The sequence below is a fragment of the Pseudomonas sp. KB_12 genome (genome assembly GCF_052114545.1).
GTDB lineage: Bacteria > Pseudomonadota > Gammaproteobacteria > Pseudomonadales > Pseudomonadaceae > Aquipseudomonas > Aquipseudomonas brassicacearum.
This window is the reverse complement of sequence record NZ_JBFREY010000033.1, coordinates 25,603-45,453: the sequence shown is the minus strand read 5'-3', so window position 1 is coordinate 45,453 and position 19,851 is coordinate 25,603. Positions and strand designations below refer to the sequence as shown.

Genomic DNA, 19,851 nt, shown 5'->3' with positions numbered 1-19,851 from the left:
CACCACCACACGGCCTTCATGCTTTGGAAAATTTCCAGGAGCACAACCATGAGTGTTTATGAGTGGGCGAGACAAGAGATCAGGCGTAGCCACGATGCCGCAATGGAGATCGGTTTTGACCCGGGCTTGAGCCTGCGCGCCTTGCTCAGTGCGATCGTGCAACAGAGCAAGACAGTGCGCAGCCCTGAAGACCTGGCCGATGAGTTGAGTTTCCTGGCGGAAAACCTCGACGATGAACAGGACTACGGTTTCATGCGGCCTTAATGATGTGAGCGAGGCTCGAAGTCTTCGCTGAACAGCTCGTCCTCGGCGTCGGGGCTGACCGGAATCTTGTGTTCTTCCGACGCCCAGGCGCCGAGGTCGATCAGCTTGCAGCGGTCAGAGCAGAACGGCCGGAATTTGCTCTCCGGGGTCCATTCCACAGGGGCGCCGCAGGTTGGGCAATCAACGGTTGGGGTCTGGCTCATGATTGGCCTCCACGCAAAGTAAGGTAAAAGTGATGCAGGCGCTCGACCTCGCTGTGCAGCCAGGCGAGGTCGCGATCATTGACCACCACGTCGTCGGCATGGCTCAGGCGATCCTGGCGGCTGGACTGGGCCTTGAGAATCGCCTGGACCTGCTGTTCGTTGGTCTGGTCGCGCTGCAACGTACGTTCGATCTGCAATTGTTCCGGCGCATCGATCACCAGGATCCGCTGGGTCGTGGCGTACTGCCCTGACTCGATCAGCAGCGGCGATACCAGGATCGCATAGGGCGATTGTGCCTGGGCCAGATGATGGGCGATTTCCTCGGCGATCAGCGGATGCAGCAGCGCCTCGAGCCAGCGGCGTTCATCGGCATTCTCGAAGATCAGCTTGCGCAACGCCGCCCGGTCCAGGGCGCCGTCGGCCTGCAATACGCCGGGGCCGAAGTGCTCGGCGATTTTCGCCAGGGCCGGGCGCCCGGGCTCGACCACCCAGCGCGCCGCATGATCGGCGTCGATGACGTGCACGCCCAGGTCGATAAAGTGCTGGGCCGCCGCGCTTTTGCCGCTGCCGATGCCACCGGTCAGGCCGAGAATCCAGGGTTTTTTCACTGAGGTATTCATTAAAAACCGACAGACTGCCAATAGAAGTCGGTTATTTGACCACCCCAGAGCAAGGCAATCCAGCCGGCAATGGCCAGATAGGGTCCAAAGGGGATCTGCGTCGACCCCGGGGCATCACGCAAGCGCAGCACAATCACCCCGACAACGGCGCCCACCAGCGACGACAGCAGCAGCGTCAGTGGCAGGATTTGCCAGCCACCCCAGGCGCCGAGCATCGCCAGCAGCTTGAAATCCCCGTAGCCCATGCCTTCCTTGCCGGTGATCAGCTTGAACACCCAGAACACCGACCACAGCGCCAGATAGCCGGCCACCGCGCCCCACATCGCCTGGTTCAAGGACACGAAGAGCCCGAAGCTGTTGATGATCAAACCCAGCCACAACAACGGCAGCACCAGGGTATCGGGCAGCAATTGATGCTCGGCGTCGATCAGGCTCATGCCCAGCAGGCCCCAGGTCAACACCATCACCATCGCGGCGTGCCAGCCAAAGCCGAAATGCCAGGCGACGAACGCCGATAACGCACCGCAGGCCAACTCGGTCAGGGGGTAACGCCTGCCGATGGGCGCGGCGCAGCCCGAACAGCGGCCGCGCAGCATCAGGTAGCTGAGCAGCGGAATGTTTTCCCAGGCGCGGATGCGATGGCCGCAGTGCGGGCACTGGGAGTGTGGCAGCATCAGGTTGTAGACCGGGCCAGGGGTTTCGGCCGGCAGGCCCAGCAGGTCGTGGGCCTGCAGGCGCCATTCGCGGTTGAGCATCTTCGGCAGGCGCCACACCAGCACGTTGAGGAAACTGCCGATGATCAGGCCGAGCAGTGCCGCAACGAGCACGAAAGCCAGGGGATACAGCACGAAGAATTCGCTCAGGGGCATGTCAGATCGCAGAGCCGAGTTGAAAGATGGGCAAGTACATGGCGACCACCAGACCACCGACGACCACCCCCAGGACCACCATGATGAAGGGTTCCATCAGGCTGGTGAGGTTGTCCACCAGATTGTCCACCTCGGCCTCATAAAAGCTCGCCACCTTGTCGAGCATGTCGTCCAGCGCGCCGGATTCCTCGCCGATGGCGGTCATCTGGATCGCCAGGTTCGGAAAGATCCCTGAGGCACGCATCGAGAAATTCAACTGCATGCCGGTCGAGACCTCCTGCTTGATGCGCAGTACGGCACGTTTGAACACCACATTGCCGGTGGCACCAGACACCGAATCCAGGGCCTCCACCAGCGGCACGCCGGCGGCGAAGGTGGTGGAAAGCGTGCGGGCGTAGCGGGCCACGGCGGACTTGTACAGCAAGGTGCCTATCAGCGGCAGCTTGAGCAGCCATTTGTCGCGCCAGTCGCGAAAGGGCTCCGAACGCCTGAGCGCGTACTTCACGCCAAAAAATGCCCCTACCAACCCGCCAAGCATCACCCACCACCATTGCTGCATGATTTCCGACAGGCCTATGACCATTACCGTGAAGGCTGGCAGCTGCGCGCCGAACCCGGAGAATACCGATTCGAATTGCGGCACGACCTTGACCAAGAGGATCCCCGTGACCACTGCGGCAACGAGGACCACGGCCGCAGGGTAGGTCATGGCTTTCTTGATTTTGGCCTTGAGCGCTTCGCTCTTTTCCTTGTAGGTCGCGACCCGGTCCAGCAGCGTGTCCAGGGCACCGGCCTGTTCGCCGGCGTCCACCAGGTTGCAGTACAGCTCGTCGAAATATTGCGGGCACTTGCGCAGCGCCGCGGCGAAGCTGTTGCCGGCGGCGACTTCCTGCTTCACCTCGTCCACCAGCTTGCGCATGTTGGGGTTGTCGAAGCCTTCGCCAATGATGTCGAACGCCTGCAACAGCGGCACACCCGCCTTGAGCATCGTGGCCATCTGGCGGGTGAAGAGGGCGATATCCAGCGGCTTGATGCGCTTGCCCTTGCTGAATATCGAGGTGGATTTCTTGCGCACCTTCTGCGGGTTGATGCCTTGTTTGCGCAGCTGTGCCTTGACCAGCGCCGGGCTCTGGCCCGTCAGCTCGCCACTCATTTTTGTGCCTTTGCGGTCCTTGCCTTCCCAAGTGTAAACATCGGTTTTGACTGCCTTGACCGCCATGTTCAATCCTTGGTGACCCGGTTGATTTCTTCGAGGCTGGTGACGCCCTGCATCACTTTGAGCAGCCCCGACGTGCGCAGGTCATTGAAACCGTCCTTGCGCATTTGCAGATCGATTTCCAGCGAGTTGCCCTCGGCCATGATCAACCGTTGCAGCTCGGGCGTGTTCTTGACCACTTCGTAAACCCCCACGCGCCCTTTGTAGCCGTTGTTGCACTGTTCGCAACCGACCGGCTCATAGATCGTGAATGTGCCAATGCGTTCCCGAGGGAAACCTTCCTTGAGCAAGGTTTCCTCGGGAACCTCGATGGCTATCTTGCAGTGACTGCACAGCTTGCGCGCCAGCCGCTGGGCGATGATCAGGTGCACGGCGGTGGCGATGTTGAACCCTGGAATGCCCATGTTCTGCAGGCGGATCAGGGTTTCGGCGGCGCTGTTGGTGTGCAGGGTGGAGAGCACCAGGTGCCCGGTCTGGGCGGCCTTGATGGCGATCTCGGCGGTTTCCAGGTCGCGGATCTCGCCGACCATGATCACGTCCGGGTCCTGGCGCAGGAACGAGCGCAGGGCCTGGGCGAAATCCAGCCCCTGGCGCGGATTCACGTTGACCTGGTTGATGCCTTCCATGTTGATCTCCACCGGGTCTTCGGCGGTGGAAATGTTGATGTCCACGGTGTTGAGGATATTCAGCCCGGTGTACAGCGACACGGTCTTGCCCGAGCCGGTCGGGCCGGTCACCAGGATCAGCCCTTGCGGTTGCTTGAGGGCGGCCATGTACAGGTCTTTCTGGTCCGGTTCGTAGCCCAGGGCATCGATGCCCATTTGCGCACTGGACGGATCAAGGATCCGGATCACCACCTTTTCGCCCCACAGCGTGGGCAGGGTGTTGACCCGGAAGTCGATGGATTTGGTTTTTGACAGGCGCATTTTCAACCGGCCGTCCTGGGGTTTGCGCCGCTCGGAAATATCCAGGCTGGCCATGACTTTCAGGCGGGCGGCGATACGGGTCGCCAATTGGATCGGGGGGCGGGCCACTTCCCGTAGCATGCCGTCGGTGCGCACCCGCACCCGGTAGATTTTTTCGTAGGGTTCGAAGTGCAGGTCGGAAGAGCCGCCCTTGATGGCGTCCAGCAACATCTTGTTGACGAAGCGCACCACGGGCGCGTCGTCGGCGTCCTGGCTGCCGATGGCATCCTGCTTGGTGTCGTCGATCGATTCGATGTCCAGGCCGTCGAGGTCGACATCGCCCATGCCTTCCAGGCCGGTGCTGCTGGATTCGAAGAACTTTTCGATGGCCTCGCTGAGCTTTTCGTCCTCCACCAGGATGGCTTCGGTGGTCAGGCCAGTGCTGAACTGGATGTCGTTGATGGCCTGGTGATTAGTGGGGTCGGAGATGCCCACGTACAGTTTGTTGCCACGCCGCCACAGTGGCAGGGCGTGGTGCTGGCGCACCAGTTTTTCGCTGACCAGGCCGCTGGGTTGGGTTTCTTTGTCCAGGCTGTTGAGGTCCAGCAGGGCGACGCCGAAATGCTCCGAGGCAATCTCCGCGACCTGGCGGCTCTGGACCAGTTTGTTCTGCACCAGATAGCTGACCAGGGGGATGCGGCTGCGTTGAGCCTGTTGATACGCCTGTTGCGCACTTTGCTCGGTGAGCAGTTCGGCCAACACCAATTGCTTGGTCAGGCCGCTGAGGGCGATGTCATTCATGGGAATCCCGACGGCGAACGATTCATGACTTATAGCCTAGTCAAGGCTTGGCGCCAAACCAGCGGGGCAGGGTGACAAAAAACGTCAGATAGTGCGGTTGTTGAGGTAGGACGTCGCCGTTGGGCGGGTTCAACCCCCTTTATTGATGAGACTTGAGGGTTGGCATGTGCCCTGCAATGGCCGTTTCAGGTCATGAGATTTCGACTCATGCTATGGAGATGTCTATGAATAAGCAGAAGGGTTTTACGCTGATCGAGCTGCTGATCGTCGTGGCGATCATCGGCATTCTGGCGACGTTTGCGTTGCCGCAATATTCCAGGTACCAAGCGCGGGCGAAGGCTACCGCCGGGCTGGGGGAAATCTCGGCGCTGAAGGTGGCGTACGAGGATCAGATGAATCAGGGCGTTACTCCAACGTTGACCCTCATGAACGCCCCGACCACAACCAGCAACTGCACAATTTCGGTAACAGGTACGGCTACGACGGCAGGCACCATCGTTTGTACCCTCCTGAACGCCCCTGCCTCCGTAGTAGGTAAGACGATCACCCTCAGCCGTGATGTCAACGGCCTCTGGACATGCGGATCCACCGCAGCCAAGGAATACCTGCCGATCTCTTGCCCTGGCACCTGATACTCGCGCGGCGAAGGGGGCCCGCTCCCTCGCCGTGCAAACCCTTCTTGATTTATCAGCTAAGCGGCAAGGCAGGATCGGCATGTTGCATGTTGAAAATGGGAGGCTCATGCAATTTGCATGATTCTGAATTTCGCCGCTTCGCTTAACTAGTTGATTTATAAGGAATTAATTAATTTCTTAAAACTGGCACAACCTTCGCACTACTCCTGCTAACCCTGCCGGGATCCACCTCCGACAGTTTCTGAGAAAAACAGGAGTTACTCGTATGAAGAAGTTCGCTATCACTGCCGCCGCTGCTACCGCTCTGACCCTGACTATGGCTAGCGCATTCGCCGAGACCACTCAAGCAACTCAGGCGCCAATGATGCTGGCTGCGGGCGAAGTGACAGAGGCCAAGGAAGACGTTTCCGATACCTGGATCACCACCAAGGTCAAAGCTGATCTGGTCACTGAAAAAGGCATTCCAGGCACAGATATCAAAGTCGAAACCAACAAAGGTGTTGTGTCCCTGTCTTCGATGACCAAAGTCACTGATGCACAAAAAGACACCGCTGTGGCAATCGCCAAGAAAATCAAAGGCGTCAAGGCCGTATCGGCTGACGGCCTGAAAGCCGAGTAGGCCAAGACTTCTCGCCTGGACTGGGAGAAGGCGCGGCAAGCGGGCCAGGATATACGTTTGCCGTTGCTTTGGAGTTCATGCGAAAGGCCACACGGACGTGGCCATTACAGGCCCCCGGCATTCGTGCCGGGGGCCTGTTCTATTCCGGGAGAGGAAAAGTTCGGGTGAGGTTTGGGGAGCCGGCTGGGAAACCGAGTTGCGCTTATCGCGAGCAAGCTCGCTCCCACAGGGGTGCGGGTTCCTTCAGGAAACAGCGATCAAGCTTGCTTGCGCCGCGACCAGAGTTCTTCCAGCAGGAATGCGATCAAATGTGGGAGCGAGCTTGCTCGCGATGGCGGTGGTACGGTCACCGCCCCCGCTTGCTGTTGATCTGCACCAGCCGATTTCCCTCGAAGCGCAGGTACTGATACATGCCGCTGTTGGGGCCGTAGGTCCATTCTTCCACCGGGTATTCCTCCCGGCGATTGACGCTGCGTTTGTAGCCCAGGTCATCCCGCGCCGCGGGCTCCCCGCACTTTTGCAGCACTTCGCTGGAGCGGTCGCCGACGCTGATCAACTGGCTGCCGCAACGCAGCGTGTCGGCAGCCGCGGCATGGCCGGTGGCGAGCAATAGACCCAGGCTGAGCCCGCACCAGGGTTTCATCTTATTCGGCATCCAGATGCATCGGGGTAATCACCCGGCCATCGCTCTCGGCCTGGCCGAGGTTGGCGTCAATGAAATACACGCGGTCGTCGGCCAACTGGCCTTTGTCCACCAGGAAGTCCTTGATGCTGCTGGCCCGTTCCTGCCCCAGTTGACGCAGCAGCACGTCGCTGCCGCTCCAGAACTTGATCACGCCTTCACGCAGTTTCTCGATGCGCGTCTTTTTGTCCAATTGCGTCCAATCGGCGGGCGGTTGGGTCTTGAGGCGGGTGCGGTAGATGCCTTCGAGCAGCGGTGCCTTTTCATCCTCGGGCACCTGTATCAGCGAGGCCTGGGCCGGTACTTTGTCGCCCCGACGCTGCAGCATCTTGTAGTAGTTGTACTGGTATTCGCGTTCCAGGCGCTGGGCGGCGAGCAGTGGGCCGTCGCTGCTTTCGGCGGCGGTGCCTTCGATCTCCAGGCGCAGCTCCGGACGTTTGCCAAGGGCCTCGGACAGTTTGAGCAGCACGCCTTCATTGTCCTTGCTCAGGTCGCTGGAGCCCGGCGCAAACGCCACGCTGCCCAGGTCTTCCGAGCCGCCACCGGCCACCAGCCCACCGATGAGTTTGAACGGCGCCTGGGCCGCTCGTACCAACAGGTTGCGCAGGGTCTGCCAGACGATTGGCATGACACTGAATTGCGGGTCGTTGAGATCGCCGGACACGGGTAGTTCGATGGAAATCTTACCGTCAGAATCCTTGAGCAAGGCGACCGCCAGTTTGAGTGGCAGGCTCACGGCGTCCGGGCTGTCGACTTTCTCCCCCAGTTGCAGTTGCTCGACCACCACTTTGTTTTCCGCCTGGAGCTTGCCCTTGGTGATCTGGTAATGCAGGTCGAGATTGAGCCGACCCTTGCGGATGCGATAGCCGGCGAACTTGCCGGAGTAGGGCGTCAGGGTGGTCAGCTCGACCCGTTTGAAACTGGTGGCGATGTCGAGGCTGGCCATCGGGTCGAAGGGGTTGACCGCGCCCTTGATGGTGACCGGTGCATAGCGATCGACCTTGCCCTTGATGTCGACGCTGGCCGGTTTGGCCTGGCGGCTGTCGATGGTGCCGATCTGGCCATTGAGCTGCTGGATGGCCGTGGCGAAATTGGGCGTCAGGCTGAAGTCGGCGAAGTTGGCCGAACCGTCATTGATGGCGATACCACCGATGTGGATGCCCAGCGGTTTTTCCTGGGACGCCGGTTTTGCCGCGGCTTTCTTGGTGCCGCTGTCGGCCGGTTGCGGGATCAGCAGGTCATCGACGTTGGTGGTGCGGTCGTCGTTGATCATGAAGCGCGCGTAAGGCTGGAACAGGTTGACCTTGTCGATGGACAGGCTGTCCCCGTGCTGATAATTCAGGCCTTCGAGGACCAGGCTCTGCCACTTGAGGAAGTCGCGGGTCTTGAGCGTGTCGAGGGTGTGCAACTGATCGACCTGGGCACGGCCGGTGACGGCAAATGCCAGCGGTTCGGTGCTTTTGAGGTCGACCGCCAGGTCACTGCCGAGCATCCCGGAGCGCAGCTCCAGGCGAATGAACGGGTTGATGTACGACTGGGCGACGCGCAGATCGACGTCCTGGGTCTTGACCTTGAGCTTGGCGGTGATCGGGTTCAGGTTGACCTCGCCGTCGGCCAGGATCTTGCCCTGCTTGCCTATCCCGGTGTCCAGCTTGAGGGCAAAGGGTGAGCCGTTGAGGGTGTCGTAGTTCTGCAGGTCGAGGTTCAGCGGGCCGACCTCCAGTGCCACGGCGGGCTGGGCCTGGCGGTCGGCCAAGTGCACCTTATAGTCGCGCAGTTGCACATCCTTCAACATCACCTGCCAGGGTTTGCTGGGCGGTGCCGGTTCAGCTTTTGGCGAGTCTGCCGCTGCCGGGGCGGATGCCGGTTCAGCCTTGACCTGCGGTTTGGCCGGCTGGCTGGCGAAGAGTTTCTGCCAGTCCAGCTGCCCGTCCGCCTCGCGAGCGGCCCAGGTTTCCAGCTTCTGGCTGCGGATCTTGCCCACGATGACTTGCTGCTTGGCCAGGTCTACCGAGGTTTCGCTCACGTCCAGGCGTTCGAGCTTCACCAATGGACGGCCATCGGGTGTCTTGATGGCGAAGGGCGCGACACTGACCGCGGCGTTGTTGAGCAGCAGTTCGGTGCCCTTGGCCAGGTTGAGCTTGTAGTCGGTGCTGAGGTTCAGGACGCCGTTTTCCAGAACCAGCGGCACGGCGTCGCGCACATAGGGCCACCAGGCTTTCATTTGGCCGCCAGTGACTTTGAGCGTGCCTTGGGAGGCAATCGGCGTGAGGCTGAAATTACCGGTCCAGTCGATCTGTCCGCCTTCGGGGCCAGCAGCCACCAGGGTCATGTCGGCATTGTCGTCGGGCAGGGTGCTGAGGTTTTTCAGCTCGAAATCGAGGGTGTCGTAGAGAAACTCAATGGGTTCGCTGGGGCGCAGGTCCTGGAAATGCACATAGCCGCCGGCCAACTTGATTCGCTCGACCCGCAGGGGGAACGGCTTGGCCTCGGGGTTGGCAGGCGTCGGTTCGCTGGCCGGCAGCTTGAACAGGCCCAGCAGGTTCAACTGACCGTCCTTGGCGAACATCACTTCGGTCTTGGGCTTGTCCAGCTCGATGTCGACCAGGTGCAAGGCGCCGGACCACAGGCTGTCGAGCTGCAGATTGGCATACAGCCGTTCGAAGCCGACCTGTTCCTTGCCTGGTTCGCCGATATTCAGGCCCCAGAGGGTGACTTCAAGGCTGAAGGGATTGAGTTCGATGCGCTGGATCTGCGCCGGCACCGTCGCAAGGGCGGCCAGTTGCTGGTTGGCGATGCGCAAGGCGATGCCCGGCAAAATCAGAAAGCCCAACAGGCTGTAGAGGGCCAGTGCGGTCAACAGAGCGCCGATGGCGCGAATCAATCCTTTGGGCATGTGCGGCTTCATCTTGGTGTGAATTCGGAATGCCTTGGAGTATGGCACGCGTTTACGGTTCCGAAGCCACTGTGATTTATGAGAATTGTCTGGTTTTCTCGGTGAGAATCCCGACGCGGACCTAGAGCTGGAGGATCAGCGTCTTGAGCGGCGGCTGCTGATCCCGGGAAGGGAAATCGCTGCCGGGCGTCAGCACGCTCCACTCGCGCACCGGGCGACCGGTTTTTTCCGCACAACGCAACACCTGCTCGCGCCAGTCGTCCATGGGCACTTTTGCCAGGTTGTTGCAGCAGATCAGCACGCCATTGTCGGCGGTGGTGAGCAGGGCCGGTTTCAGCAGGCTTTGGTAATCGCGCAACAGGTCGACGGTGCCGAACGCACTTTTGGCCCAGGCCGGTGGATCGAGCAGCACCAGGTCGTACTGGCGTTGCTCCAGGCGCACGTAGCTGGGTAGTTTCTGCCCGCGCCGCTGGCTGATGGGCAGGCCGGCCAGTTGGCGAATCGCCGGAAAGTAATCCGACTGCACGAATTCCATCGGCGGCAAATCGGGGTTGAGCAGGCCATTTTCGCGGCCCACCGCCAGGTTGCCTTCGGCGAAGTCCAGATTGCACACCTCCCGCGCACCACCGGCCGCGGCGCTCAGGCCGACGCCGCAGGTGTAGGCGAACAGGTTCAGCACGCTTTTATTGCGGCTGTGTGCCTTGACCCAGCCCCGGGCGTTGCGCAGGTCGAGAAACAGCAGTGGATCCTGCCCGGCATGGCGACCGCGGACGCGATAATTCAAGCCCCATTCATGCCCGACCAGGTCTTGCAGGGCGGCCTCGTCCGCCTGATAGACAGTGTCCTGGCGATCGATGCGCGAATTGCCCCGGGCGCGGTCGTTGTAGACCAACAAAGTCTCCAGTCCCAGCCGTTCGTTGACGATGCCGTGCAGTTGCAGCAGGTCGTCGCGCTCCAGCGACTGATGGAAGCTCTGTACCAGCAGTTGCGGGCCGTAGCGGTCGATGGTCAGGCCGGGGGCGCCTTCCTGGCTGCCATGGAACAGGCGATAGCAGTCGGTGCCTTGCTGGTGCAGTTGGCCGAGCAGCTCCTGACGCTGGTCGAGGGCGGCGCGCAGCGCCTGATTCAAGGAAGACATGCCGGGCGCGCCTTAGAGAAATGAGGCGCGGGAGTTTAGCAGTTATGGCCGGCGTGGTCCCTGTGGGAGCGAGCTTGCTCGCGATGGCGGTCTGGACTGACAGGGCCCCATCGCGAGCAAGCTCGCTCCCACAGGAATCCTCAGCGATTGAGGCGTTTGTCGATCAGCCCCTCCACCACACTGGGATCGGCCAGGGTCGAGGTGTCACCAAGGCTGTCGAGTTCGTTGCAGGCGATCTTGCGCAGGATGCGTCGCATGATCTTGCCCGAACGGGTCTTGGGCAACGCCGGCGCCCACTGGATCAGTTCCGGCTTGGCGAAGCTGCCGATTTCCTTGCTGACGTGGGCCAGCAGTTCTTTCTTCAGCTCGTCATTGGCCTCCACACCGTTCATCGGCGTGACAAAGGCATAGATGCCCTGGCCCTTGAGGTCATGGGGATAGCCGACGACGGCGGCTTCGGCAATGTTGTCGTGCAGCACCAGGGCGCTTTCCACTTCGGCGGTGCCGATACGATGCCCGGAGACGTTGATCACATCGTCGATGCGCCCGGTGATCCAGTAGTCGCCGTCTTCGTCGCGGCGCGCGCCGTCGCCGGTGAAATAATAGCCAGGGTAGGGTTTGAAGTAGGTGTCGACCATGCGTTGATGATCGCCGTAGACGCTGCGAATCTGCCCGGGCCAACTGGATTTGATCGCCAGGACGCCGCTGCCGGCGCCGTTGATTTCCTTGCCCACTTCATCCAGCAAGACCGGTTGCACGCCGAACATCGGCCGGGTGGCGCAGCCTGGCTTGAGCCGTGGGGCACTCACCAACGGGCTGAGCATGATGCCGCCGGTCTCGGTCTGCCACCAGGTATCGACAATCGGGCAGCGCTGTTCGCCTACCGTGTTGAAATACCATTCCCACGCTTCCGGGTTGATCGGCTCACCAACGGTGCCGAGCAATCGCAGGCTTTTGCGGGACGTTTCCTGCAACGGTCCGGGACCTTCGCGCATCAGCGCGCGCAGGGCGGTCGGTGCGGTGTAGAAGATGTTGACCTGATGCTTGTCGATCACCTGCCAGAAGCGCGAACTGCTCGGGTAGCTCGGCACGCCCTCGAAGATCAGCGTGGTGGCGCCATTGGCCAGCGGGCCGTAGACGATGTAGCTGTGGCCGGTGACCCAGCCGACATCGGCGGTGCACCAGAACACTTCGTTGTCGCGGTAATCGAGCACGTACTTGAACGTCATCGCCGCTTGCAGCAGATAGCCGCCCGTGGTGTGCAGCACGCCCTTGGGTTTGCCGGTGCTGCCGGAGGTGTAGAGGATGAACAACGGGTCTTCGGCGTCCATCGGTTCCGGTGGGCAGTCGTCGCTCATCTCGTGCATGGCCTGGTGGTACCACAGGTCACGGCCTTCTACCCAGCCCACCTCGCCTTGGGTGCGCTGGACCACCAGCACGGTGCTGACGTTCGGGCAACTTTCCAGGGCCTTGTCGACGTTACGCTTGAGCGGTACGAAGCGCCCGCCGCGCACACCTTCGTCAGCGGTGATCACGGTGCGGCAGTCGGCATCGAGAATCCGGTCGCGCAGCGAGTCCGGTGAGAAACCGCCGAATACCACTGAATGCACCGCGCCGATGCGGGTACAGGCGAGCATGGCGTAGGCGGCCTCGGGGATCATCGGCATGTAGATGCAGACCCGGTCGCCTTTCTTCACGCCACGGCTTTTCAGCACGTTGGCCAGGCGGCACACATGGTTGTGTAGTTTTTTGTAGGTGATTTCTGCCGACTCGGCGGGGTCGTCGCCTTCCCAGATGATTGCCGTCTGGTCGCCGCGCGTTTGCAGGTGACGGTCGATGCAATTGGCGCTGACGTTCAGCTTGCCACCGGCGAACCAGGTCGCGTCGCCGTTCTTGAGGTCATAGCGCTGGACGGTTTGCCAGGGCGTCATCCAGTCGAGAAAGCGGGTGGCCTGCTCGGCCCAGAAGGCGCTGGGGTGTTCGATGGATTCTTTATAGAGCCGCTTGTACTCGTCCTGACTCAGTTGCGCAGCCCGGCGGACGGCATCGGCTTGGGGGTACTGGCTGATATCGAACATGACGGTTCCTTATTCTTGTTTTGCGACAAGTCATAAAGATGCGCCCAGTCGCCTGGGGGTTCAAGTCATGCACAAAGCAACTGTGTGCGAGCTTGGTGGGAGCAAAGCTTGCTCGCGATGACGGCGTCACATTCAACAGATAGGTTGATGTCAGACCGCTATCGCGAGCAAGCTTTGCTCCCACAAGGCTCGCTCCCACAGGGATCAGCGGTGAGCTGTGGGAGCGTGGGGACGATCAGCCGCGGTGACGACCGCGGAAGTAGTTGATCAAGCCCTGGGTCGAGGCATCTTCGGCCGGGTTTTCTTCACTGCCCACCAGGCGGTTGTAGACGCCCTTGCCCAGTTCCTTGCCCAGTTCCACGCCCCATTGGTCGAAGGCGTTGATGCCCCAGACCACGCTCTGCACGAACACCTTGTGTTCATACAGCGCCACCAACGCGCCGAGGCGACGTGGGCTGATGCGTTCGACCACCAGGGTGTTGCTCGGACGGTTGCCCGGGATCACCTTGTGGGAGGCCAGTTTCTGCACCTCTTCTTCGCTGGCGCCCTTGTCCCGCAGCTCGGCTTCGGCTTCGGCGCGGGTCTTGCCGAGCATCAGTGCCTGGCTCTGGGACAGGCAGTTGGCGTACAGCCACTGGTGATGATCGGAAACCGGGTTGAAGCTGACGATCGGCACGATGAAGTCGGCCGGGATCAACTGGGTGCCCTGGTGCAGCAACTGGTGGTAGGCGTGCTGACCGTTGCAGCCAACGCCGCCCCAGATCACCGGGCCTGTGTCGGTCGACACCGGCGTACCGTCCAGGCGCACGCTCTTGCCGTTGGATTCCATGTCCAACTGCTGCAAATGCTTGGTGATGTTACGCAGGTAGTGGTCATACGGCAGGATCGCATGGCTCTGCGCACCCCAGAAGTTGCCGTACCACACGCCCAGCAGTGCCAGCAGCACCGGCATGTTCTGCTCGAACGGGGCGCTCTGGAAATGCTGGTCCATGGAATAGGCGCCGGAGAGCAATTCCTTGAAGTTCGACATGCCGATGGCCAGGGCGATCGGCAGGCCGATGGCCGACCACAGCGAGTAACGCCCGCCAACCCAGTCCCACATCGGGAAGATGTTTTCTTCGCGGATGCCGAAGGCCACGGCGGCGGCATTGTTGCTCGACACGGCGATGAAGTGGCGATACAGCTCCGCTTCGGAGCCACCCTGGGCCAGGTACCAGGCGCGGGCGGCCTGGGCGTTCTTCAGGGTTTCGAGGGTGTTGAAGGATTTCGACGAGACGATGAACAGCGTGGTCTCGGCGCGCAGCTTCATGGTCAGTTCGTGGAACTCACTGCCGTCGATGTTCGCCAGGTAGTGGCAGCGAACGCCTTTTTGCGCGTAGGACAACAGCGCTTCGGACACCAGCTCCGGGCCGAGGAAAGAACCACCGATGCCGATGTTCACCACGTCGGTGATGGGCTTTTCGGTGTAGCCGCGCCACAGGCCGTCGTGAATGCGGCCCACCAGGTCGGTGATCTGGTTCAGCACTTTGTGCACGTCCGGCATCACGTTGACGCCGTTGACCAGCAACTTGTCGCCCACCGGCCGACGCAGGGCGGTGTGCAGGGCAGGGCGGTTTTCCGAGGCGTTGACGATTTCGCCTTCGAACAGTGACTTGATCGCGCCCTTGAGGTCGACTTCGTTGGCCAGGCCCACCAGCAGATCGCGGGTCTGGGCGTTGATCAGGTTTTTCGAGTAGTCGAGAAACAGGCCGCAGCTCGACAGGGTGAATTGAGTAAAACGCTGCGGATCGGCATTGAACGCTTCGCGCATGCTGAAATCCTGCATGGCTTTGCGGTGGTCATTCAGCGCTTGCCAGGCTGGCAGAGCGGTCACGTCATGAGGGGTTCGGTAATACGCCATCGCTGCGGGTTTCCTTTTTACTTGAACGGCCTTTTGTACACTAAAAACTCCGGCGCGGCTTGAGGTGGGCGTCCGGACACTGCATCGACATGATCGCCGGACACAGGGCGACTACAGTAAACCTCGTGTTGCGATCTGTCTTGGCTTTGTCTGACCGATTCCCGGTACTTTTTTATACAGCAGGGGGCGGGAATGGTTCGCTGTGGGAGCAAAGCTTGCTCGCGATTGCAATGGACCAGTTGCATGGATGTCGCCTGACACACTGCTATCGCGAGCAAGCTTTGCTCCCACAGGCTTGTACACAGATATCGTTCGGGTTCGATCAGGCGAGCTGCACCGGAATCGCATTGCTGGTGTGGCTCAGTTCATTGCCTGGCGCCATGTACAGCATGCGGGGCTTGAAGTTGACCAGCTCAGCTTCGCTGTAGTGGGCGTAGGCGCAGATGATGACACGATCACCCACCTTGGCCTTGTGCGCTGCGGCGCCGTTCACCGAGATCATCCGCGAACCTTCCTCGCCACGGATGGCGTAGGTGGTGAAGCGTTCGCCGTTGTCGACGTTGTAGATCTGGATCTGTTCGTATTCGCGGATCCCCGACAGGTCCAGCCACTCACCATCAATGGCGCAGGAGCCTTCGTAATCGAGCACGGCGTGGGTGACTTCGGCGCGGTGCAGCTTGGCCTTGAGCATGATGGCATGCATGAATGTTTCCTCTGGTCGGGTCCGAACGGCGGGCAGTCTGCCTGAAGCCTTGTGGGGCGGCAATACGCGAGGGATTTGCAAGTGCAGTCGGTATGTGGGAGCAAAGCTTGATCGCGATGACGTGGTCAAATTCGACACGTACGTCGAATATCAGACCGCTATCGCGAGCAAGCTTTGCTCCCACAAGGCCCACCCCCAGATTGGGACGGGTGTGGGTTCAGGCGGGGGTGTCGAGGTCCAGGTGCAGGTTGTCGATCAGGCGTGTGGTGCCGAGGAAGGCCGCCACCAGAATCACCATGTCACGGTCCTCGCTCAATGCCGGGCGCAAGGTCTTGGCGTGACGGATTTCCAGGTAATCGGGACGCAGGCCGGCGGCTTCGAGTTGCTTGAGCTGCTCGTCGATCAGTGCCGGGAAATCTCGTCGGCCCTGTTTGATGGCCTCGGCGATCTGGCTCAGGACGCGATAGACCACAGGCGCGACGGCACGTTGATCCGGGCTGAGGAAGCCGTTGCGCGAGGACAGCGCCAGGCCGTCCTCGGCGCGAACGGTCGGCTCGCCGATGATCTGGATCGGCATGTTCAGGTCATGGACCAGTGCGCGAATCACCGCCAGTTGCTGGAAGTCTTTCTGGCCAAACACCGCCAGGTCAGGCTGGACCATGTTGAACAGCTTGCTGACCACCGTCGCCACGCCTTCGAAATGCCCTGGACGGCTGGCACCGCACAAGCCTTCGGACAATTGCGGGACGCTGACCCGGGTCTGCCCGGCCATGCCGTCGGGGTACATCTCTTCGACGCTGGGCGCGAACAGCAGATGGCAGCCGGCCTGGAGCAGTTTCTCCTGGTCGGCCGCCAGGGTGCGGGGGTATTTGTCCAGGTCTTCGCCAGCGCCGAATTGCAGGGGGTTGACGAAAATGCTCGCCACCACGAAATCGGCCCGTTGCGCGGCCTTGGTGACCAGCGCCACGTGGCCGCTGTGCAGGTTGCCCATGGTCGGCACGAAGGCGATGCGTTTGCCTTCGCCGCGGGCACGGGCCACGGCGGCCCGCAGTTCGCGTACGGTTTTGACGGTGTTCATGCAGAAAACCCGTGCTCGGCGCCAGGGAAGGTTACGGCCTTGACTTCGGCGACGTAGGCACTCAACGCGCCCTGGATGGACGTCTGCCCGGCCATGAAGTCCTTCACGAACTTGGGCACGCGACCGGTGATCGACAGGCCGAGCATGTCGTGCAGCACCAGTACCTGGCCATCGGTGGCGTGGCCGGCGCCGATCCCGATCACCGGGATCTTCACCGCCTGGGTGATTTCTTCCGCCAGCTCGCTGGGCACGCATTCGAGCAGCAACATCGCCGCGCCAGCCTGCTCCAGCGCAATCGCATCGGCGCGCATCTGCCGTGCCTGGTTCTCATTGCGACCCTGGACCTTGTAGCCACCGAAGATATTGACCGATTGTGGGGTCAGGCCCATGTGCGCGCATACCGGGATACCCCGCTCGGCCAGCAGCCGAATCGAATCGGCCAGCCACAACGCACCTTCGACCTTGAGCATGTGGGCACCGGCCTGCATCAGCATGGCGCTGTTGGTCATGGTTTGTTCGAGGGTGGCGTAGGCCATGAACGGCAGGTCGGCAAGAATCAGTGCATCGGTGTTACCGCGTTTGACGGCGGCCACATGGTAGGCCATCTCGGCGGTGGTCACCGGCAGCGTGCTGTCGTGACCTTGCAGCACCATGCCGAGGGAATCGCCCACCAGCAACACTTCGACACCGGCCTCATTGCAGGCGTGGGCGAAAGTTGCGTCATAGCAGGTCAGCATGGTGATTTTTTCACCTTTTTGCTTAAGACCTTGCAGCGTGGTCAGGGTAATAGCTGGCATGAAAAAGTCCTCATTAGGCGCTCGTGAATTACTGCAAGTAACGCGCATGATTCGTTATCGATACAGGCGCACCTTCTTATGTGTGGTGCTTGTAAGGCCTGGATTGCGCCCTTCAGCGCCGTATTGGCGGCAACGGGACGCCTATAGTCGTGAGGAGCACTCGGGAAGTCAATTGGATGTGTTACCGCCGGGTGTTACCGGGGTTACTGATGCGTTTCAGCGTAGAGGCGTGTCCCCGGAATGACGGTCCAGTACCGCATCCTGTGGGAGCAAAGCTTGCTCGCGATGGCGGTGGATCAGACGGTATGGATGTTCACTGGCCCACCGCAATCGCGAGCAAGCTTTGCTCCCACAAGAGGAACTGCATCAGTTTGGAGGCAGGCGTTCCAGACCGGCGAATGGGCACGCCGCGAGGAGATCCTTAAGTGAGCGTCCATCGGCCAGGCGCAGGTCGGCGGGCGCCAACTCGGCCAGTGGGTACAGCACGAAGGCTCGGGCTTGCATGTGGTAGTGAGGGACCTTGAGGCGAGGCTCGTCGATCAGGCGATCGCCGAACAGCAGGATATCCAGGTCCAGGGTGCGCGGGCCCCAGCGTTCCAGGCGTTCGCGACCTTGTCCGGTTTCGATGGCTTGCAGCGCATCGAGCAGGTCCAGCGGTGCCAGGCGGCTGTCCAGCGCCGCCACCGCGTTGGTGTAGCGCGGCTGGCCGGGCAGCAGGGAATCGCTCTGATAAAACGCCGAGACCCCCAGCAGTTGGGTGTCGGGCAATTGCGCCAGCGCCTGGACGGCGCTGCGCAATTGTTCGGCGGGTTCGGCCAGGTTGCTGCCCATGCCGATGTAGATGCGTTCCATCGATTACTCGCCCGATGCGCTCGGTACACCGGCACGCTTGCGCTTGGCACCGCTGCTGCGACGGCGCTTGCGCGGGCCGCTGGCGCCGTCATCCTTGCCGCTGAGGTCGCGAATCATGTCGCGGCGCTCGCTGTCGTTGGCGTCCTGGTAATCGGTCCACCATTCACCCAGGCCATCGGTCTGCTCGCCCGCGCTTTCACGCAGCAGCAGGAAGTCGTAGCCGGCGCGGAAACGCGGGTTGTCCAGCAGCAGGTCGGCACGCTTGCCGCTGCGCCGTGGCAGGCGCTCCTGCATGTCCCAGATCTCGCGGATCGGCATCGTGAAGCGTTTTGGAATGGCGATGCGCTGGCACTGTTCGGCAATCAGCTCGTGGGCGGCTTCCTGCATCGCCGGGATCGGCGGCATGCCACGCTCTTGCAGGCGCAGCACCCGAGCCGGCAGGGCAGGCCAGAGCAACGCGGCGAACAGGAACGCAGGCGTCACCGGCTTGTTCTGCTTGATGCGCAGGTCGGTGTTGGTCAGTGCTTCGCTGATCAAGGTGTGGGTGTAGGTCGGGTTGTGCTCCAGGGCCTCGGCACTGGCGGGGAACAGCGGATCGAACAACTGCAGGTCCACCAGCATCTCGAAGGTGTCTGCGGCGTTGCCCGACAGGAACAGCTTGAGCACTTCCTCGAACAGGCGCGCCGAAGGGATTTCGCGCAGCATCGGCGCCAGTTCACGAATCGGCAAGGCGCTGTGTTTTTCGATGCCGAAATCCAGCTTGGCGGCGAAACGCACGGCCCGCAGCATTCGCACCGGGTCTTCCTGGTAGCGCTGCTTGGGGTCGCCGATCAGACGGATCAGGCGATTGCGAATGTCGTGTACGCCGTTGGCGTAATCGAGGATGCGCTCGCTGACCGGATCGTAATACAGGGCGTTAATGGTGAAGTCGCGGCGTTGCGCGTCTTCTTCCAGCGTGCCGTAGACGTTATCGCGCAGGATGCGCCCGCTTTCGTTGCGGGAAGACTGGTTGCTGTCTTCCTCTTCATCGTTTTGCGGGTGATTGGCGCGGAAGGTCGCCACTTCGATGATTTCGCGACCGAAGTGGATGTGGACCAGTTTGAAGCGCCGGCCAATGATCCGCGCGTTGCGAAATTCGGCCCGTATCTGTTCCGGCGTGGCACTGGTGGCGACGTCGAAATCCTTGGGGGTGATGTTGAGCAGCATGTCGCGCACGCAGCCACCGACCAGGTAAGCCTGGTAACCGGCGTTCTGCAAACGTTCGACGATGTTCACCGCATACCGGCTGAACTGGGCCTTTTGCAGTGAATGCTGGCCGCTGTTGAGCACTTCAGGCGTGCTGCGAATGTGTTGCGTACGACGCAAGGGAGAACGGAATGACTGGAACAGCTTCTTCAGCATGGGATGCACTGTTTGAAGGAATATTCGGCCAAAAACGAAGAATGACCGCATGATGGGCCGAGATTCTAGCATTTAGTCGAGGGATGGTGTAGGACGGAGCGGTTTAGAGCTGCAAGCTTCAGCGACAAGCCTTGTAGGCTGCGGGGAGTCGGAACGACAGAAACCACAAGGGGAGCCGAAGCTCCCCCAGAATT

General features: G+C 61.2%; 18 protein-coding genes. 3 read left to right on the top strand and 15 right to left on the bottom strand.

All coding sequences use genetic code 11. The annotated features are described in order from the left end of the window. The first annotated feature begins 48 nt into the window (after positions 1-48). Positions 49-264 (top strand): hypothetical protein, encoded by a 216-nt coding sequence (locus AB4Z20_RS22740; protein WP_013694234.1) that lies wholly within the window; start codon positions 49-51, stop codon positions 262-264. Here the strand turns inward: AB4Z20_RS22740 and yacG are convergent. Genes yacG through pilB form a run of 5 tightly spaced genes read right to left on the bottom strand, consistent with a single transcriptional unit; the run spans position 261 to position 4,878 of the window. Beyond that, complete coding sequence (gene yacG / locus AB4Z20_RS22735; protein WP_214512608.1) at positions 261-467, bottom strand: DNA gyrase inhibitor YacG; 207 nt, start codon at positions 465-467, stop codon at positions 261-263. The genes AB4Z20_RS22740 and yacG overlap by 4 nt on opposite strands. Further along, positions 464-1,087 (bottom strand): dephospho-CoA kinase, encoded by a 624-nt coding sequence (gene coaE / locus AB4Z20_RS22730; protein ID WP_253469461.1) that lies wholly within the window; start codon positions 1,085-1,087, stop codon positions 464-466. The genes yacG and coaE overlap by 4 nt, the downstream gene beginning before the upstream one ends. Next, on the bottom strand, positions 1,087-1,956 hold the full coding sequence (locus AB4Z20_RS22725; RefSeq protein WP_253469458.1) for a prepilin peptidase: 870 nt from the start codon (positions 1,954-1,956) through the stop codon (positions 1,087-1,089). The genes coaE and AB4Z20_RS22725 overlap by 1 nt, the downstream gene beginning before the upstream one ends. Before the next feature lies 1 nt (position 1,957). Beyond that, positions 1,958-3,175: a type II secretion system F family protein gene (locus AB4Z20_RS22720; RefSeq protein WP_214512611.1), complete on the bottom strand. Its 1,218-nt coding sequence runs from the start codon at positions 3,173-3,175 to the stop codon at positions 1,958-1,960. 2 nt (positions 3,176-3,177) lie between these two features. Next, on the bottom strand, positions 3,178-4,878 hold the full coding sequence (pilB, locus tag AB4Z20_RS22715) for a type IV-A pilus assembly ATPase PilB (RefSeq protein WP_442090642.1): 1,701 nt from the start codon (positions 4,876-4,878) through the stop codon (positions 3,178-3,180). A 224-nt stretch (positions 4,879-5,102) separates the two neighbouring features. Between pilB and AB4Z20_RS22710 the strand changes: the two genes are divergently transcribed. Then, the gene (locus AB4Z20_RS22710; RefSeq protein WP_214512613.1) at positions 5,103-5,510 is read left to right on the top strand and encodes a pilin; all 408 of its coding nucleotides are present in this window, start codon (positions 5,103-5,105) and stop codon (positions 5,508-5,510) included. 268 nt (positions 5,511-5,778) lie between these two features. Further along, a complete protein-coding gene (locus AB4Z20_RS22705; protein ID WP_003205664.1) occupies positions 5,779-6,132 on the top strand; it encodes a BON domain-containing protein in 354 nt (117 codons plus the stop codon). Positions 6,133-6,478: 346 nt separating this feature from the next. On the opposite strand, the gene AB4Z20_RS22700 is transcribed toward AB4Z20_RS22705, so the two are convergent. The 10 genes from AB4Z20_RS22700 to AB4Z20_RS22655 all read right to left on the bottom strand — a co-directional run bounded on the left by AB4Z20_RS22700 (position 6,479) and on the right by AB4Z20_RS22655 (position 19,657). Then, positions 6,479-6,775 carry a DUF2845 domain-containing protein gene (locus AB4Z20_RS22700; protein ID WP_442090641.1) on the bottom strand — a complete coding sequence of 99 codons (297 nt, stop codon included), beginning with the start codon at positions 6,773-6,775 and terminating at the stop codon, positions 6,479-6,481. Position 6,776: 1 nt separating this feature from the next. After that, positions 6,777-9,710 carry a DUF748 domain-containing protein gene (locus tag AB4Z20_RS22695; protein ID WP_442090640.1) on the bottom strand — a complete coding sequence of 978 codons (2,934 nt, stop codon included), beginning with the start codon at positions 9,708-9,710 and terminating at the stop codon, positions 6,777-6,779. Between the two features lie 121 nt (positions 9,711-9,831). Next, a complete protein-coding gene (locus tag AB4Z20_RS22690) occupies positions 9,832-10,848 on the bottom strand; it encodes a class I SAM-dependent rRNA methyltransferase (RefSeq protein WP_442090639.1) in 1,017 nt (338 codons plus the stop codon). A 140-nt stretch (positions 10,849-10,988) separates the two neighbouring features. Continuing rightward, positions 10,989-12,926, bottom strand: coding sequence for an acetate--CoA ligase (acs, locus tag AB4Z20_RS22685; RefSeq protein WP_258689392.1), 1,938 nt, complete (start codon positions 12,924-12,926; stop codon positions 10,989-10,991). 235 nt (positions 12,927-13,161) lie between these two features. Beyond that, positions 13,162-14,826 carry a glucose-6-phosphate isomerase gene (gene pgi, locus AB4Z20_RS22680; RefSeq protein ID WP_014340245.1) on the bottom strand — a complete coding sequence of 555 codons (1,665 nt, stop codon included), beginning with the start codon at positions 14,824-14,826 and terminating at the stop codon, positions 13,162-13,164. Positions 14,827-15,148: 322 nt separating this feature from the next. Continuing rightward, positions 15,149-15,529 (bottom strand): aspartate 1-decarboxylase, encoded by a 381-nt coding sequence (gene panD / locus AB4Z20_RS22675; protein ID WP_003205654.1) that lies wholly within the window; start codon positions 15,527-15,529, stop codon positions 15,149-15,151. Between the two features lie 217 nt (positions 15,530-15,746). Continuing rightward, entirely contained in the window at positions 15,747-16,607 is an 861-nt protein-coding gene (panC, locus tag AB4Z20_RS22670; RefSeq protein WP_442090638.1) for a pantoate--beta-alanine ligase, read from the bottom strand. Further along, positions 16,604-17,404, bottom strand: a complete 801-nt coding sequence (panB, locus tag AB4Z20_RS22665) for a 3-methyl-2-oxobutanoate hydroxymethyltransferase (RefSeq protein WP_018609283.1) — start codon at positions 17,402-17,404, stop codon at positions 16,604-16,606. Before panB ends, panC begins: the two co-directional genes overlap by 4 nt. 366 nt (positions 17,405-17,770) lie before the next feature. After that, positions 17,771-18,256, bottom strand: a complete 486-nt coding sequence (folK, locus tag AB4Z20_RS22660) for a 2-amino-4-hydroxy-6-hydroxymethyldihydropteridine diphosphokinase (protein ID WP_442090637.1) — start codon at positions 18,254-18,256, stop codon at positions 17,771-17,773. Positions 18,257-18,259: 3 nt separating this feature from the next. After that, complete coding sequence (locus AB4Z20_RS22655; protein ID WP_253469434.1) at positions 18,260-19,657, bottom strand: polynucleotide adenylyltransferase PcnB; 1,398 nt, start codon at positions 19,655-19,657, stop codon at positions 18,260-18,262. Positions 19,658-19,851 lie beyond the last annotated feature (194 nt).